Origin of the sequence: Mediterraneibacter sp. (assembly GCF_030825015.1) — a bacterium.
In the GTDB taxonomy this organism is placed as follows: Bacteria; Bacillota; Clostridia; order Lachnospirales; family Lachnospiraceae; genus Mediterraneibacter.
The window spans coordinates 30,350-47,278 of record NZ_JAPJQP010000003.1; the positions used below are offsets into that span (position 1 = coordinate 30,350).

At 42.4% G+C, this 16,929-nt stretch carries 18 protein-coding genes and 1 other RNA gene; 3 read left to right on the forward strand and 16 right to left on the reverse strand.

Annotation, left to right across the window (positions count from 1 at the left end; all coding sequences use genetic code 11):
* Positions 1–32: 32 nt before the first annotated feature.
* The 7 genes from RCH61_RS02900 to RCH61_RS02930 all read right to left on the reverse strand — a co-directional run bounded on the left by RCH61_RS02900 (position 33) and on the right by RCH61_RS02930 (position 5,201).
* Positions 33–725: an iron-sulfur cluster assembly scaffold protein gene (locus RCH61_RS02900; protein ID WP_306479823.1), complete on the reverse strand. Its 693-nt coding sequence runs from the start codon at positions 723–725 to the stop codon at positions 33–35.
* A 177-nt stretch (positions 726–902) separates the two neighbouring features.
* A complete protein-coding gene (locus RCH61_RS02905; RefSeq protein ID WP_306479824.1) occupies positions 903–1,418 on the reverse strand; it encodes a CinA family protein in 516 nt (171 codons plus the stop codon).
* 2 nt (positions 1,419–1,420) lie between these two features.
* Positions 1,421–1,963, reverse strand: coding sequence for a CDP-diacylglycerol--glycerol-3-phosphate 3-phosphatidyltransferase (gene pgsA, locus RCH61_RS02910; protein WP_306479825.1), 543 nt, complete (start codon positions 1,961–1,963; stop codon positions 1,421–1,423).
* Entirely contained in the window at positions 1,960–3,282 is a 1,323-nt protein-coding gene (gene rimO, locus RCH61_RS02915; protein WP_306479880.1) for a 30S ribosomal protein S12 methylthiotransferase RimO, read from the reverse strand. Before rimO ends, pgsA begins: the two co-directional genes overlap by 4 nt.
* A gap of 142 nt (positions 3,283–3,424) precedes the next feature.
* On the reverse strand, positions 3,425–3,673 hold the full coding sequence (rpoZ, locus tag RCH61_RS02920) for a DNA-directed RNA polymerase subunit omega (RefSeq protein ID WP_306479826.1): 249 nt from the start codon (positions 3,671–3,673) through the stop codon (positions 3,425–3,427).
* A 2-nt stretch (positions 3,674–3,675) separates the two neighbouring features.
* On the reverse strand, positions 3,676–4,311 hold the full coding sequence (gene gmk / locus RCH61_RS02925) for a guanylate kinase (RefSeq protein WP_306479827.1): 636 nt from the start codon (positions 4,309–4,311) through the stop codon (positions 3,676–3,678).
* 11 nt (positions 4,312–4,322) lie between these two features.
* Positions 4,323–5,201 carry a YicC/YloC family endoribonuclease gene (locus tag RCH61_RS02930; protein ID WP_306479828.1) on the reverse strand — a complete coding sequence of 293 codons (879 nt, stop codon included), beginning with the start codon at positions 5,199–5,201 and terminating at the stop codon, positions 4,323–4,325.
* A gap of 227 nt (positions 5,202–5,428) precedes the next feature.
* Between RCH61_RS02930 and RCH61_RS02935 the strand changes: the two genes are divergently transcribed.
* Complete coding sequence (locus tag RCH61_RS02935) at positions 5,429–7,171, forward strand: Rqc2 family fibronectin-binding protein (protein ID WP_306479829.1); 1,743 nt, start codon at positions 5,429–5,431, stop codon at positions 7,169–7,171.
* Positions 7,172–7,306: 135 nt separating this feature from the next.
* Here RCH61_RS02935 and RCH61_RS02940 read toward each other — a convergent pair whose 3' ends face one another.
* Together RCH61_RS02940 and RCH61_RS02945 are read right to left on the reverse strand one after the other, a co-directional pair.
* Positions 7,307–8,599, reverse strand: a complete 1,293-nt coding sequence (locus tag RCH61_RS02940) for an ATP-binding protein (protein ID WP_306479830.1) — start codon at positions 8,597–8,599, stop codon at positions 7,307–7,309.
* 43 nt (positions 8,600–8,642) lie between these two features.
* Positions 8,643–9,773, reverse strand: a complete 1,131-nt coding sequence (locus tag RCH61_RS02945; protein ID WP_306479831.1) for a bifunctional chorismate mutase/prephenate dehydratase — start codon at positions 9,771–9,773, stop codon at positions 8,643–8,645.
* A 233-nt stretch (positions 9,774–10,006) separates the two neighbouring features.
* On the opposite strand from RCH61_RS02945, the gene pyrB reads away from it, so the two are divergent.
* A complete protein-coding gene (gene pyrB, locus RCH61_RS02950; RefSeq protein ID WP_306479832.1) occupies positions 10,007–10,927 on the forward strand; it encodes an aspartate carbamoyltransferase in 921 nt (306 codons plus the stop codon).
* 20 nt (positions 10,928–10,947) lie between these two features.
* Positions 10,948–11,391: an aspartate carbamoyltransferase regulatory subunit gene (locus RCH61_RS02955; protein ID WP_306479833.1), complete on the forward strand. Its 444-nt coding sequence runs from the start codon at positions 10,948–10,950 to the stop codon at positions 11,389–11,391.
* 113 nt (positions 11,392–11,504) lie between these two features.
* Here RCH61_RS02955 and RCH61_RS02960 read toward each other — a convergent pair whose 3' ends face one another.
* The 7 genes from RCH61_RS02960 to RCH61_RS02990 all read right to left on the reverse strand — a co-directional run bounded on the left by RCH61_RS02960 (position 11,505) and on the right by RCH61_RS02990 (position 16,871).
* Complete coding sequence (locus RCH61_RS02960) at positions 11,505–12,536, reverse strand: 3-deoxy-7-phosphoheptulonate synthase (protein WP_306479834.1); 1,032 nt, start codon at positions 12,534–12,536, stop codon at positions 11,505–11,507.
* Positions 12,537–12,642: 106 nt separating this feature from the next.
* Positions 12,643–13,003, reverse strand: an RNA gene (gene rnpB, locus RCH61_RS02965) — RNase P RNA component class A.
* Between the two features lie 18 nt (positions 13,004–13,021).
* Positions 13,022–13,501 carry a ribonuclease HI gene (gene rnhA, locus RCH61_RS02970; RefSeq protein ID WP_178006609.1) on the reverse strand — a complete coding sequence of 160 codons (480 nt, stop codon included), beginning with the start codon at positions 13,499–13,501 and terminating at the stop codon, positions 13,022–13,024.
* Positions 13,492–14,193, reverse strand: a complete 702-nt coding sequence (locus tag RCH61_RS02975) for an MBL fold metallo-hydrolase (RefSeq protein ID WP_178006610.1) — start codon at positions 14,191–14,193, stop codon at positions 13,492–13,494. Before RCH61_RS02975 ends, rnhA begins: the two co-directional genes overlap by 10 nt.
* Positions 14,190–14,654 carry a MogA/MoaB family molybdenum cofactor biosynthesis protein gene (locus RCH61_RS02980; RefSeq protein ID WP_306479835.1) on the reverse strand — a complete coding sequence of 155 codons (465 nt, stop codon included), beginning with the start codon at positions 14,652–14,654 and terminating at the stop codon, positions 14,190–14,192. The genes RCH61_RS02975 and RCH61_RS02980 overlap by 4 nt, the downstream gene beginning before the upstream one ends.
* Positions 14,655–14,708: 54 nt before the next feature.
* Positions 14,709–16,019 carry an amidohydrolase family protein gene (locus RCH61_RS02985; protein ID WP_306479836.1) on the reverse strand — a complete coding sequence of 437 codons (1,311 nt, stop codon included), beginning with the start codon at positions 16,017–16,019 and terminating at the stop codon, positions 14,709–14,711.
* 24 nt (positions 16,020–16,043) lie between these two features.
* Positions 16,044–16,871: a purine-nucleoside phosphorylase gene (locus tag RCH61_RS02990; RefSeq protein ID WP_178007805.1), complete on the reverse strand. Its 828-nt coding sequence runs from the start codon at positions 16,869–16,871 to the stop codon at positions 16,044–16,046.
* Positions 16,872–16,929 lie beyond the last annotated feature (58 nt).

Here is a 16,929-nt window from a genome sequence, read left to right on the forward strand (position 1 = left end):
TTTATTTACCTTAATATGTCGCTAAATCCCGATTACTCCTTACGCGGGTCGATGATCTTCGCTGCGTCATCAACACGTCCGTACTGTCCTTTTGCTTTCTCCCAAGCATCGTTCGGTGTATCGCCTGCTTTGATGAAATCTGTGAATTTCCCAAGGCTTACGAACTGGTATCCGATAATCTCATTGTCTTCGTCAAGAGCGATTCCTGTTACATAACCCTCTGCCATCTCAAGGTAACGAGGACCTTTTGCAAGTGTTCCGTACATTGTACCAACCTGAGAACGAAGTCCTTTTCCAAGATCCTCAAGTCCTGCTCCAATCGGAAGTCCGTCTTCAGAGAATGCACTCTGAGTTCTTCCGTATACGATCTGAAGGAAAAGTTCTCTCATTGCTGTATTGATCGCATCACAGACAAGGTCTGTGTTAAGTGCCTCTAAGATTGTTTTGCCCGGGAGGATCTCAGATGCCATAGCTGCGGAATGTGTCATTCCCGAACATCCGATTGTCTCTACAAGCGCTTCCTGAATAATACCGTCTTTCACGTTCAGAGTCAATTTACATGTACCCTGCTGCGGAGCACACCAGCCAATGCCATGTGTCAAACCGGAAATATCCTTTACTTCTTTCGCTTTCACCCATTTTGCTTCTTCCGGGATCGGAGCCGGTCCGTGATTTGCGCCCTGCGCTACCGGACACATCATTTCTACTTCATGTGAATAAATCATGTTAAAACTCCTTTCAATATCTATGATTTTCTTCTGCATACGAACACATACTCGTGCCATACCTATCTTATTTTCTCATAAATTGCTTCATTCGTCAATCAAACTTTGACAAAGTTTTCACTTAAAATTTTTATGATATTATTTAGAATTTTTGATATCGTTTTGTTTTCGGGATTTCTACTCTCTCAGCAACGCTTCTTTCAACATCTCAAGTGCAGTCTCAACTGTATGAACTCTGTTTTCCATCCGATTTCCATGAAAACGACATTCTTTTACCGTTATCTTCCCATTCAGATAACATCCGATATACACAAGTCCTACAGGCTTGTCTTCTGTTCCTCCGCCCGGTCCCGCAATTCCGGTTGCGCTAAGAGCCGCCTCGGCATTCGCTGCCTTTGCCGCTCCCTTCGCCATCTCTTTCGCGGTCTGTTCGCTGACTGCACCATAAGTTTCAAGCGTCTCATGAGATACTCCAAGAAGACGTTCTTTCGCTTCATTTGAGTAAGTGACGTATCCTTCATTTAGCACGGCTGACGCTCCTGCTGCATTTACGAGTGTTCCTGCAATCAATCCTCCTGTACAGGATTCTGCTGTCGTCACATGAAGCTGTTTCTCAGATAAGAGTTCTACTACCGTTTCTTCCAAAGTTTTTTCATATGCTGTTTTTTCTTTTAAATACCATTCAAGATACATAATTACATCCCACCCTGTGTAAGTACCTGTTTATTTTTCCACACATAATCAATCAAAGAAATGATCGTAAGCGCCACTGCTACCCAAATAAGGATTTCCCCGATCAGATCAAAGACGCCTCCTAAATCTGCGATAAGTACAATGATCATTGCCATCTGGAATACTGTTTTGAATTTGCCCCAGTAGCTTGCCGCGATCACGATCCCGTTGTCAGAGGCCACAAGACGAAAGCCGCTGATAATAAACTCTCTTGCAATAATGATGATCACAATCGCTGCAGTTAATTTTCCGGAAGGGATCAGGCAGATCATTGCCGAACAAACAAGCAGTTTATCCGCCAAAGGATCCATAAATTTCCCGAAATTTGTGACAAGATTATACTTTCTTGCAATTTTTCCGTCCAAAAGATCCGTCAGGCTTGCAACCGCAAAAATCCCAAGGGCGATCCACTTATTCGCTGCCCCTCCTACATCTGTAAGCATAAAAAACACAAAAAAAGGTACCATGATAACGCGCAATACTGTTAATTTATTTGGTAAATTCATAATAATTCTCCTATCAGATCATATTCTAACGCTCCGGTTATTTTCACTTTTGCAAAATCACCGGAAAGCAGTTCTTCCTCCGTGTTAATAAAAATCAATCCGTCCACATTCGGAGCATCGCGGTATGTCCTGCCCACATAAGCATTCTCATCCGCTACTTTTCCTTCGATCATAACAAGCATTTCTCTGCCGATCATCTTCTCCGCATTGTCAAACGCAATCTCCTGCTGAAGTTCCATCAAATCCGCCTGCCGATCTTCTTTTACTTCTTCCTCTATCTGATCCGGCATAACGGCTGCCGGAGTATCCTCTTCCGGCGAGTAAGTAAAGACTCCCAAACGGTCAAATTCCATTTCATCAACAAACTGAATCAATTCCTCATGCTGTTCCTGTGTTTCCCCCGGAAATCCGGTAATCAATGTTGTGCGAAGACAAATATCAGGAATTTCTTTTCTCAGCTTTTTCACGATATCGATCAATTCCTGTTTTGACGTCCTTCTGCCCATTCTTTTTAAAATACCATCACTCGCATGCTGAATCGGAAGATCAAGATAATGACATACTTTTGGTTCTCTTTTCATCACTTCGATCAACTCATTTGTAATTTCTTCCGGATAGCAGTATAAGATACGAATCCACCGAATTCCGGCAATTTTACACAATTCTTCCACAAGTTTATGAAGACACTTCTCTCCATACAGATCCTTTCCGTAAAGCGTTGTCTCCTGCGCCACGAGGATCAGTTCTTTGACGCCTTGTTCTGCAAGCTGCTCTGCCTCTTTCACAAGTCTCTCCATCGGAACGCTTCTAAAATTCCCGCGTATTTTCGGGATAATACAATAAGTGCAATGCTTATCACAACCTTCCGCGATTTTCAGATATGCAAAATGCCCTCCTGTTGTCACAAGACGCGTCGTCTCCAAAACAGGCAGTGCATTAAGATCAGAAAGAATCACTCCGCTTTTCCCTTTCAGCGCCTGATCGACCGCATCTAAAATCTTATCGTACGCTGTTGTTCCAAGCACTTCATCCACTTCCGGAATCTCATCTAGAATTTCCTGTCTGTATCTTTGTGCCAAACACCCTGTCACGATCAATGCTTTAAGCTGTCCCGATTTTTTATATTCCGCCATCTCAAGGATGTTTTGAATACTCTCTTCCTTTGCATCATGAATAAAGCAGCATGTATTAATTACAATAATATCCGCCTGACTTTCATCATCTGTCATCTCATATCCTCTTGACGCCAAAAGTCCAAGCATCACTTCCGTATCTACGAGATTCTTGTCACATCCCAGAGAGATAAACAATATTTTCATATCTGTTTCATACCTCATCTTCCTTCTTACTTCTTATTATTCAGATTTCTCACATTTTCAAATACTTTTCCACTTTAGCGCGGCAAGATTTCTCCTGCTAACATGAAAAAGGCAGATACCTTTTGGTTCTGCCTCATTGTTCTTACTCTTCTTCTGCCGCACTTTCGGCCATGATCTTCAACTCGCCTTTATTCAGCTCTTCAATCGCAATCGACAGCGGCTTTTCTCCTTCTTTCACATCAACAAGCGGAATGTCTCCGGCGATCAACTGTCTGGCGCGCTTTGATGTTGCCATCACGATCGAATAACGACTGTTGACAATTTTTGTTTCCCCTTCTTCGACATCTTTGTTTACAACTTTCATCAAATCTGTATAAGACGGATGCAGCATATTTAATTTTCTCCTTTCAATCTTTCCAAATCTTCTTTTATCGTCTTCATGAATGCTTCATTCCGAAAACTTCTGCGGTGCTCACCTTGGATAATCGTGTGCATCTCTTCTACGCACAACTCCAAATCATCATTAACGACAAGGTAATCATAATGTCCCATTCCCTCTGCTTCTTCACAGGCGCGGTTCATTCTGGACTCGATCACATCCATCGTTTCCGTTCCTCTGCCTACCAGCCTTTTTTTCAGTTCTTCGGCATTCGGTGGTGTCACAAATAAAAGCAATGTATCGGGAAACGCTTCTTTTACTTTCAAAGCCCCCTGTATTTCTATTTCAAGAATTACATCTTTCCCCGCATCTAATTGCTTTCTTACATACTCCTTCGGAGTACCATAATAATTTTTCACATATCTAGCATACTCTATCAATTCCTCTTTGGCAATCATTTTTTCAAATTCATCTTCTGTTATGAAAAAATATTCTCTTCCATCTTGTTCTCCGTCTCTTGGCCGCCTCGTTGTCGCCGAGACAGACAACGCATATGTATCAGGATATCTTGACAGAAGTTCTTTCATCAGCGTTCCTTTTCCCGATCCTGAAAATCCCGATACAACGATCAAAATTCCTTTTCTGTCCACAGTATTCCCTCCTATTCGATATTCTGTATCTGTTCTCTGATCTTCTCAATCTCTGTCTTAAGACTGATCGCACAGTTCGACACTTCCAAATCATTTGCTTTCGACAAGATCGTATTCGCCTCCCGATTCATTTCCTGAGCAATAAAATCAAGCTTCCTTCCGATTCCGTTTGATTCATCCAATGTTTCTTTCATATGTTGAATATGACTTTTCAGTCTCACCACTTCCTCATCCGTACAGATCTTATCTGCAAAAAGAATCACTTCTGCTGCAATCCGATTATCGTCGATCTGTGTATCCGACAACAATTCCCTCATCTTCTCTTCCAACTTTTCCTTATATTCCGCAACAATCTGCGGAGACCGTTGTTCGATAAATGTAATCTGACCGCTGAGGAAATCCAACTTAGACAAAATATCTTTTTTCAGCCGTTCTCCCTCTTTCGTCCTCATCTCCACAAATTGACGAAATGCACTTTCCAAAGCTTCTTTCAATCCGTTCCAGAGTTCTTCCTCATCCTCACTGTGCTCTTCCATCGTAAATACTTCCGGATATTTAGACAACGTACTGACACGGATGTCATTTTCCAAAGAAAATTGTTCCGCCATCTGATTCAGATAGTTCAAATATTCAGCCGCAAGCGCCGCGTTATATTTTACAGAAACCTGTGACTGCGACAAATCTTCGTATGTAATAAAAATATCTACTTTTCCTCTGTCTGCATAAGATTTCAGAAGCGTCCTAATCGATGTTTCAAAAAAGTTCAATTTCTTCGGCATCCGAATATTCACATCAAGATACCTGTGGTTCACACTTTTCAATTCTACTGTAAATTTTCTTGAGTCCTTCAGAACTTCACATCTTCCAAACCCTGTCATGCTTTTTATCATCTTGCTGTTCCTCGTATTTTTCATTTCGTCAACAGGCATATTATCTTTCAGATACTGTTATGCTGACGATAGCTGTAATTTTAGTTATTATACCTCTAAGGCGTGCAAATGGTCAACAGGTCTTTTTTCATTCCTCTGATTATGGTATACTTTCTTTTATATTCGGATTGAAAAGAAAAATCGTTTTATTCTTTCTTCCGAACAATCTAAGATATGGAGAATTTATCATGGCTTTTGACGGAATCGTCGTGGCAGCACTTGTCCACGAACTCAAAGAAAATTTAACAGACGGACGAATTGCGAAAATTGCTCAGCCCGAAACAGACGAGCTGCTTCTTACGGTCAAATCCCCCCGCGGACAGCACCGCCTTCTGATCTCTGCAAACGCTTCTCTTCCGCTTGTTTACCTTACAGACACAAATAAACCAAGCCCCATCACTGCGCCGAATTTTTGTATGCTTTTAAGAAAGCATATCAGCAACGGACGCATTGTCGAAATCTCGCAGCCAAAACTGGAACGGATCATTTGTTTTACGATCGAACATTTTGACGAGCTTGGAGACCTTTGCAGAAAAAAACTTATCGTTGAGATTATGGGAAAACACAGTAATATCATTTTCTGTTCCGAGGACGGACTGATCATAGACAGTATCAAACACGTTCCTGCCCAGATGAGTTCTGTCAGGGAAGTTCTGCCCGGACGGGAATATTTTATTCCGGATACGATGCACAAAAAAGATCCTATTGCAACAGAATGGGAAGAATTTTTCCCGCTTATCTGTGAAAAACCGATGCCGGTGGCAAAAGCTCTATATACAAGTTTTACAGGTATCAGTCCGGTTACGGCCGAAGAGATCTGCTTTCTTTCAGGTATCGACTCAGACATTCCGGCGAAAGAATATGACCACGACATCCTCTTTCATCTGTATACCCAGTTCACCATCTATTTATCTGCGGTAAAAGAAGGAAAATTCGAACCAGCGATCTACTATGACAAGCAAGAACCGAAAGAATTTTCAGCTCTTGCACTCACCCATCTTACCGGATATGAAAAGAAACTCTTGCCTTCTGTGTGCGAAGTTCTTCTCACCTACTATTCGGAAAGAAGTCAAATCACACGGATTCGTCAAAAATCCGTCGATCTCAGACACATTATACAGATTGCGCTTGAAAGGAATCGAAAGAAATATGATCTGCAGACGCGTCAGCTAAAAGACACGGAAAACAGAGACAAATACAAAGTTTACGGCGAACTGATCAACGCCTACGGATATGGTGTTCCCGAAGGGGCAAAACAGATGGAAGCGCTGAATTATTACACAAATGAAACCGTCACGATCCCTTTAGATCCGACAAAAACTCCACAGGAAAATGCACAACGTTTTTTTGCAAAATACAACAAACAAAAACGAACCTTTGAAGCGCTTACTCAATTAAGTCAGGAAACAAAAGATGAGATCACATATCTCGAATCGATACAGACAGCTCTTGATATCGCAATGACAGAAGATGACCTTGCCGCCATTAAGGAAGAACTGTCTGAAACCGGATATATCCGCCGCAAAGCAGTCCGCAAAAAAATAAAACTGAAAAACGAACCGCTTCATTACCTTTCAAGCGACGGTTTTCATATGTATGTAGGAAAAAACAACTTGCAAAACGATGCGCTTACATTTGATTTTGCTGCCGGCAACGACTGGTGGTTTCATGCAAAACAAGCTCCCGGCTCCCATGTAATCGTAAAGACAAACGGAGAAGAACTTCCTGACCGTACTTTTGAAGAAGCCGGACGGCTTGCCGCTTATTATTCAAGTATGCGCGGAAGCGAAAAAGTGGAAATCGACTATGTGGAAAAAAAGCATGTCAAAAAACCAAAAGGGGCAAAACCCGGATTTGTTGTTTACTACACAAATTATTCTCTGATCATCGACAGCGACATCCGTGATCTCCAGAAGATTTCAGGCGTATAAAATTTCGGATATCTAAAGAATATCTAAAACTTCAGATCTATAAAATTTCAGGCGTCAGACATTCTCAAAACACTGATGAATGTCTGACGCCTGTTTCATTCTCTCTTGAAAGATACTCAATACACTTCTGCGCCGTTAATTCTGCCCCAAAAGATAATCAATAAACTGCTGCGCCGTCCTTCCTGAAAGGCCGCCGTGAGCCAGTTCCCATTTATTTGCTTCCAAAAACAGTTCTTCTTCCGGCATGTCTATTTTATTCTTCTGTGCAAGCGCACGGACGATCTGCCGGAACTCCTTCTTGTCAGGAGAGCCAAAATAAATTGTCACACCGAACCTTGCCACAAGCGATAATTTTTCCTGAACCGTATCGTTCGTATGTAAATCTTCATCTCTGTCAGCCTTATCCCGGAACGTCTCACGGATCAGATGACGCCTGTTTGAGGTCGCATAAATCAAAACATTATCCGGTTTTCTCTCCAATCCGCCTTCAATCACCGCTTTTAAATATTTATATTCGATCTCGAACTCTTCAAAAGACAGATCGTCCATATAGATGATGAATTTGTAATTACGATTTTTAATCTGTGCGATCACATCATTTAAATCTTGAAATTGATGTTTATACACCTCGATCATCCGAAGTCCCTGATCATAATATTGATTCAAGATCGCTTTGATCGAAGAAGACTTTCCTGTACCGGCATCTCCGAATAACAGGCAATTATTCGCCTTTTTTCCTTTTACAAAAGCTTCTGTATTATCCGTCAGTTTCTTTTTCGCGATCTCATAACCTACAAGATCGTCAAGATGCACATGTGCAATATTTGTGATCGGTTCCACAGACATCTCTTGGCCTTCTGGATGATCGATCCGAAACGCTTTGTGAAGTCCCAGCTTTCCAACGCCGAATTCTTTGTAAAACTGTGTCATCTTTCTCTTAAAATCAACTGCATCCCCGGATGAGCCAAGTCCCTGCGAAAGAGTACAGATCCGGTCCCGAACCCGTCGATTAAAGACTTTCCCTGCATTGCTTGTATTCTTATAATCAAAAAGGATCTGCATACATTCTGCCGAAAGTTGTCGCTCCATTTTCTGAAAATCGTAATCAAACAATTCTTTAAAAATCTGAAAATCATGAAGGGCAATTTCATTAATGCTTCCGTCAATTTCCCCAACGATCTCACATGATGTACTGTAAGCATTTTCATCGTTAACAAGAAGAAATGTCAGATATGTATGCCAAAGATTTCCCTCAAACCCATGACTTACGGAAAGCTCCAATATTTCATTCATACATTCGTAAAGAAGACTTCTTAAATCCTCCCTGTTATAATATTCATTCTCACAGTTTTCCATAAGAAATGTCATATCCTGCAAGATCTCGCCATGCTCCATATTTTTATACAGCATCAGTTCATTTGTACGCATTTTCTGCTCTCTCCTTCCGCCCTCTTATATCTTGGCACTTCTATCAATAATTTCCGAGTATTTTCAGATTCATTGCCTCTTCCCGAAGTCCCCTGATCGCATTTTTTACAGCAGGATCTTCCAAATTCCCCTCAAAATCAACAAAGAAGCAATATTCCCACGGACGTCCTTTGATTGGACGCGAGGCAATCTTTGTCATATTCAGATCATTGTATATAAAATGAGATAAAATTCCGTACAGCGATCCGCTTTGATGCGGTGATTCAAACCGAATACTGATTTTGGAAGCTTCTTTCAAAAAGATTTTCTGATTCGTCACAACAATAAAACGTGTGGAATTGTCTTCATCATTATTGATCCCATCAACAAGAATTTCCAGCCCATGTACTTTCGCCGCATAGGAGCTGCATACCGCAGCCTGTGAAATATCCTGCTCCTCAATCACTTTTTTCGCTGCGATGGCAGTATTGACAACACTGATCTTCTGCCAATCTCCATGCTCATCTAAAAAATCTGACGTCTGCATGAGAGCCTCGGTTTTCGAATACACTTTTTTTATGTCCGAAAGTGCCGCCCCAGGCAGCCCTGATAATGTATGCACGATCGGAAGGATCGTCTCTGCCACAATATAATTTTCAAATTCATCAAGCAGATCATACATTTCATTCACCGCACCTGCCGTAGAATTCTCAATCGGAAGCACTGCATAGTCAGCCGAACCTTCCTCTATCGCTTCCATTGCCTCCCGAAACGTTCTTACATGGAAGCTGTTTACGCCCTGTCCAAAGAACTGGTACATCGCAGCCTGAGAGTAAGCTCCCTCCGTCCCCTGAAATACAACGCGTGCATTCTCCCGATCCAAATCATCAACCCTGATAAACGGAAGACGTCCAAGCGCTCCCGCCTCCACAAGCTGACTGTATTGAAGTTTGCGGCTCATAGACATAAGCTGCTGATACAGCTCCTGTATCCCTTTCTTATTAAACTCACCGTCCACTTTCGACATAACATCTGAAAGTTTTTCTCTCTCCCGTTGTCTGTCAAACACTTTTTTTCCTGATTTTACTTTATATTCTCCGACTTTCCGGCAAACTTCCATTCGATCTTCATAAAGTCTTGCGATCTCATCATCTATCTTATCCAGTTTTCCTCTTAACTCATCCAGCGCTGTCATTTTTTTCCTCCGATGCCCCCAAATTTTTCTTTTCTCAACAGTATAGTATATTTTTTTCTCAAAATCTACATTTCTGTAAAAATATCTAAATATAAAAGCAGAATCCCACGATTCCCAAGACCGTTTATAACACAGATTCCGGCATCCCTCTTCCAAACATACTCCGGGGAAGTTTACAGTTGAAAAGGAACAGATTTTAGTATATTATAAATAAAGATTTTAGGAGGTTTTGTATGAGACATTTAATGAGTCCGCTGGACTTTTCAGTGGAAGAACTTGACAAACTGCTGGATCTTGCTCAGGATATCGAAGCACATCCGGCAAAATATGCACATGCCTGTGCAGGGAAGAAACTTGCAACACTATTTTATGAACCGAGCACAAGAACCCGGTTGAGTCATGAGGCAGCTATGTTGAATTTAGGCGGAAGCATTATGGGCTTTTCTTCCGCTGATTCCAGCTCCGCGGCAAAAGGAGAAAGTGTATCAGACACGATCCGCACCATTTCCTGTTATGCCGACATCTGCGCCATGAGACATCCGAAAGAAGGAGCTCCTATGGTTGCCTGTCAGCACTCCTCGATTCCGGTCATCAACGCAGGGGACGGCGGACATCAGCATCCGACACAGACATTGACCGACCTGCTTACAATCCGCAATGTAAAAGGGCGTCTTGGAAATATGACGATCGGTCTGTGCGGCGACTTAAAGTTCGGACGTACCGTTCACTCTTTGATCAACGCACTTGTGAGATATGAAGGTATCCGGTTTATTCTGATTTCTCCTGAGGAATTAAGACTTCCCGAATACATTCGCCACGAAGTGCTTGACCGAAAAAATATTCCTTATGAAGAAGTCGTTCGCTTAGAAGATGCAATGCCGAATCTGGATATTCTCTATATGACAAGGGTTCAGAAAGAACGTTTTTTTAACGAAGAAGATTATGTCCGCATGAAAGATTTCTACATACTTGACAAAGCAAAAATGAAACTTGCGCCGGAAGATATGTATGTGCTCCATCCTCTTCCGCGAGTAAACGAAATTTCAACGGAAGTCGACAACGACCCTCGCGCCGCTTATTTCCGCCAGGTTCAATACGGCGTATATGTACGTATGGCACTGATTCTCACACTGCTTGAAATTCATGTTGACTGAGAAAGGAAAAGGAACAGATCATGGTTAAAAACACATTGAATGTCGGAAGCATTACAGAAGGCTTCGTACTTGATCACATTGAAGCCGGAAAAAGTATGGAGATCTACAAATATCTCCATCTTGATAAACTGGACTGCTGCGTCGCGATTATCAAAAATGCCCGCAGCAATAAAATGGGGAAAAAAGACATTATGAAGATCGAATGTCCCATTGATTTTATGGATCTTGATATCTTAGGATTTATCGATCATAATATCACGGTAAATATTATCGAAAACGAGCAGATTGTCAGCAAGAAACAGCTTACCCTTCCAAAAGAGATCCGAAATGTTATTCGCTGTAAGAATCCACGCTGCATTACTTCGATCGAACAGGAACTGGATCACGTTTTCGTCCTGACAGATGAAGAAAACCAAATCTATCGCTGCAAATACTGCGAAGAAAAATACCGCAGACAAAGATAAACTTCCCCTGTATTCAAAAAAGGAAATGAATGGCTGCCAAACACACTTGACTCCCCGTTCATTTCCTTTTCTATTTCTCAAAAACTTATTCAACGCTTTTACTATCTTTAGTACTAACACTCTTCTGCGATCTTATAGATCAATCTTTCCGTATCTTCCCATCCAAGACACGGATCTGTGATCGATTTTCCATAGATGCGGTTTTCCTCGATTTTTTGACAGCCTTCTTCCAAATAACTCTCGATCATAACACCTTTGATCAATTTTTTTAATTCGCTGTTATAATTTCTGCTATGCAGCACCTCGCTGACAATTCGAATCTGCTCTTTAAACTGTTTATTGGAATTTGAATGGTTCGCGTCAATGATCGCCGCCGGATTTTTCAAATCTCTTTGCTGATACATGTCAGAAAGACGGATCAGATCTTCATAATGATAGTTCGGAATACATGTTCCGTATTTATCGACTCCACCGCGCAAAATTACATGTGCAAGATCATTTCCGTCAGTCGTCACATCCATTCCTCTGTAAATAAAAGAATGAGAACTCTGCGCTGCCACTACGGAATTAAGCATCACAGAAAAATCTCCACTCGTCGGATTTTTCATTCCGACCGGAATATCCATTGAACTGGCTGTCAGACGATGCTGCTGATTTTCCACAGATCTGGCACCGATTGCCTCATATGACAAAATATCATCGAGATAACTTCTGTTTTCAGGATATAACATCTCGTCTGCCCCTGTAAGTTCACTTTCCTCGATTGCTCTGATATGCATCTTTCGAATGGCAATGATCCCGGCCAAAAGATCCGGCGCTTCATCCGGCTTTGGCTGATGCAGCATCCCTTTATATCCCTCGCCTGTTGTTCGCGGCTTATTCGTATAAATTCTCGGAACGATCATCAAACGATCTGATACTTTTTCATTCACTTTTGCTAATCTTGATACATATTCACATACTGAATCTTCATTATCCGCCGAACACGGACCGACAATTACAAGAAACTTGTCTGACTTTCCTTCAAAAATCTGCCGTATTTCCTTATCTCTTTCTTCTTTGATCCTGAGAATTTCCGAAGGAATCGGATATTCTGCTTTCAAATCTGCCGGAATCGGAAGATGCGCGTTTATTTTCATACCCATTGCTTTCTCTCCTGTCTATTATAAAATAATCATCCTTTCAACTGACTGCAAATAATTTTACCGAATTACAGCTTTATACTGCTAAAGTAGAAAGGGGAAATAAAATGTGTTAAGCAAAACGATAAGCCGGGTTATGTCGTGGACAATCATCTATCTAGGCACGACGTTGCCGCCGTGCTCAAGCGACCTACCTGAAGCGTGACGGGCCGCCACATTGCTTCTATCCGGTCTTGCTTCGAATGGGGTTTACATGTGCCCTCTCCGTTACCGCAGAGGCGGTAGTCTCTTACACTGCCTTTCCACCCTTACGCCGGCAATGAAACGCATTGCTGACGCGGTATATTTCTGTTGCACTGGCCTGGGAGTCACCTCCACCGGACGTTATCCGGCATCCTGCCCTATGAAGCCCGGACTTTCCTCGTCTGCCGCCTTTCGGCATCTGCATCCGCGATTGTCTGTCTTACTTAACACAGTATTTGATTATACTATTTTCCCACTCCTTCGTCAACAAGAAGTGTATCTCCATCTGCCGCCGAGGTAGCAAGCAGATCACATCTTTCATTTTGCGGGTGTCCGTCATGTCCTTTTACCCAATGAAAAGATACCTCATGTTTTTCTTTCGCCGCCAAAAGCCGTTTCCAAAGATCCGGATTCTTCACCGGTTCATTTTTCCCGCGCTTCCATCCTTTTTTAATCCATCCGTCTACCCAATGCTGGTTAAACGCGTTTACTACATACTGTGAATCTGAATAAACTTCCACCTCACACGGACGATTCAGCGCCTCTAGTCCTGCGATCACCGCCATCAGTTCCATCCTGTTATTTGTCGTTCTGACGTATCCTTGAGACAACTCCTTTGTATGGAGAACTCCCTTCGTATCAATATACTCCAAAACAGTCCCATACCCTCCCGGGCCGTCAGGATTGCCTCTCGCGGCTCCATCTGTATATATTTTCACCTGCATATAAATGTCTGTCCTTCCTGTTCGATCTTTACGATCCTGTCCTGATAATCTTTCGTACACTCTTCAAGCATCAGGCGGCCGCACACATCATAATTTCCCCAAAAATGCATCGGAAACACCTGTTTTGTTTCCGTCCGCTTCATAAAACAATCTATTCCAAAGCAATACTGTTCGCCCAGCCTCGGATCAACCGGAACAAATGCCGCGTCGATCTTTTCTCCACAGATTTTATTGATTTCCGTCTGATAGGAACGGCGCATCTTCTTGTTATAATCCTCGGATTCTCCTTCCCAATGCCACCAATTCAGATCTCCCGCATGGTACATCGTCTGATCGCCATAACGAACCAGAAACGCAACTCCTTCATCGTTCGAGCGAAGCGTCCGCACATAACATCCATCTATCTTCTGTTCTTCTCCCGCAGACATATATATGACATTTTCCTCATCTTCCTGCCTCGTAACTGATCCACGCACGTCTGAAGAAAGAATATACCGGGATTGGGAAACGATTTCTTTCAATCTGAAAATATCCTCATTATAATGATCGTGATGCCGATGGCTTACAAAAACAAAAAGCTTTTTTTCCGGATTCATTTGCGGAATCGTTCCTTTATAGTAATCAAACAGAAAAAGCGCGTCCGCTGTCTCCACAAGGAAACCACTGTGTCCGATATATGTTACCTTCATCATAAATTAATACTCTCCACAACTTGTACAACTTCAGATAAGATATATTCCATATCTTCTTTTGCCGTTTTGGCACTTTCCGGCAGATTCACAATCAGCGTATGTTTCCGAATGCCTGCTGCCATACAGTCAAGCATCGCTTTTTTAGAGTATCTGAGATTATATGCTCTAAGCGCTTCAGGTATTCCCGGCAAAAGCTGCTCTGAAACCTCCTTTACTGCCCTTGGAGCACAATCCTGTTCTAAATACCCTGTTGCTCCCGTTGTTATGATCAATTCAATGGAACCTGAATCTGCCAACTGGCGGAAAACGGTAGAAAGGACCTCCTGGTCTCTCGGAAGTACCCCCGCCGCCTTTACTTCCAGCCTGTTTTGTTCCAACATACGCTTTAACGCCTCTCCGGCCGCACTTTTTTTCTTTGCTTCATAACTTTCTGTATCGATCGTAAATATTGCTGCTCTCATCTTTTCGTAACCCCTTTCTTTTGTTTCCCTCTAAATGAATGACCGGCATCCGTATCAATCTGACAATATCCTTTCTGCAATCCGGTTTGCCTGTTCATAGATTCCTTCTACGTCTTCCCCTATTTCAAATATACCGTCCCGATAAACGATTTTCCCGTTTATCATCGTCATTTTCACATTCATCTTACTTGCACTGTACACAATATTTTTCTCAATATTCTGAATAGGCTGCATATTCGGCTGCATGAGATTTATCATAATCAAATCTGCGCATTTTCCTTCTGCCAGTATATCACAGTTGTCAAGTCCCATTGCATGCGCTCCGTTTACCGTCGCCATTTTTAGAACTTCTGCCGCCGGGACCGCCTCCGGATCATTGTGAATGGCTTTCTGAAGTCCTGTAACAAGAAACATCTCTTTAAACATATCAAGACAATTATTACTTGCAGGTCCGTCTGTTCCAATGGCAACCGGAATTCCTTTCTCAAGATAGGTTTTGATCGGTGCAATTCCGCTTGCAAGCTTTAAGTTTGAAGCCGGATTGGTAATGACAGTTATTTTTTTCTCTTTCATAAGGTCAAAGTCAGCTTCATCCATATGAACGCCGTGGAATAATCCGCCTCCGTTTTCAAAAAGGCCAAGAGATGCCATATATGCAACAGGCGTCATTCCGCTTTTTTCCCGGCATTCCTCCACTTCCCTTTTCGTCTCTGAACAATGTACATAAACCGGCTTTTTATATTTTCCTGCAAGCTGTGCAATCTGTTCCATCAAACTGCGCCCCGTTGTATATTCTGCATGAAATCCAAACTGATAAGATAAAAGAGGATCCTCCTGTCGATAGCGAAGATAATCGTCTTCCATCTCTTTCAACGTACCTCCAAAATCATTGATATCTCCGCAGAAAACCATTCGGAATCCCAATTCCCTCGCTGCCCGCGCACTGTCCGCTTTCAGCTTATACATATCAAATGCCGCCGTAATGCCGCTCGTTAAATATTCTAAAATCGCAAGTTTTGTCAGATAATACACATCGTCCCGAGTCAGTTTCGCCTCTGCCGGAAACACCTTGTCAAAAAGCCATTCCTGCAGCTTCATATCATCTGCATAAGACCGTAAAAATGTCATTGCTGAATGAGTATGCGCATTTTTAAATCCCGGCATGATCAAATTTCCCGCCGCATCTATTTCTTCATCCCATTCCTTTTCTTCACCCAAAAGCAGTCCGCACACCCGTTCCCTTTCTTTGCTTCCGGCTTCTTTTATACAGGAAATCTTACCGTCCCTGATATGGATTTCCCCTCTAAAAATCGGACGGTTCTCTTCCATTGTCAATATTCTTGCATTGTATATTCTCGTCTTCATCCTCTTCTCCTGCTTTTGTTTCTCTTATTCGCACATCTTTTCAATCGATCGTGTCACAAGACGTTCAAATTCCTCTGCTCTTTGATCTGCCACAGCCTGTACATCAAGATGGCTTAACTCCTCTTGTGCAAGTCCGCTTGCCATATTAGAAATACACGAAATCCCACAGACTCTTATTCCCGCATGACGGGCAGCCATAGCCTCGCATGCCGTACTCATTCCCACTGCATCGGCTCCCAAAAGTCCATACATACGGACTTCTGCCGGACTTTCAAAATTCGGTCCTGACGTCTGCAAATACACGCCCTTTTTCAAACCGACGCTTTCTTCCAAAGCAGTCTGCTCGATGATCTGTGCCAATTCGCGATCGTAAATCTGCGTCATATCCGGAAAACGCTCCCCTAATTCCGATACATTCTCCCCGATCAGCGGGGACGGAACAAACGAAGAAATATGATCTGTGATCATCATAAAATCTCCCACCTGAAAATCAAGATTGATTCCTCCGGCAGCATTGGTCAGAAAAAGGATATCCACCCCCATCCGTTTCATCAGACGAACCGGAAGAATGACTTCCTGAGGGGTGTAGCCTTCATAATAATGAACGCGTCCCTTCATAACCATCGCAGGAACTGTTCCTATGTATCCAAGCAAAAACTTCCCGTCATGTCCCTGCACCGTTGAAACCGGAAATTCCGGTATTTTATTATAAGGAATCTCTTTTACAACCGTCATATTTTTCGCGTATCCCCCGAGTCCGGATCCTAAGATCAGACCGACACGGGGGATAAAATCTGTCACTGTTCTGCAATATTCATAACATTTCTCAAGTTTATCAAACTGCGTACTCATCTTACGCCTCCTATTGAATTCTTTTGTCATACTGAAAGCCTAGACTATTTTTATTTCC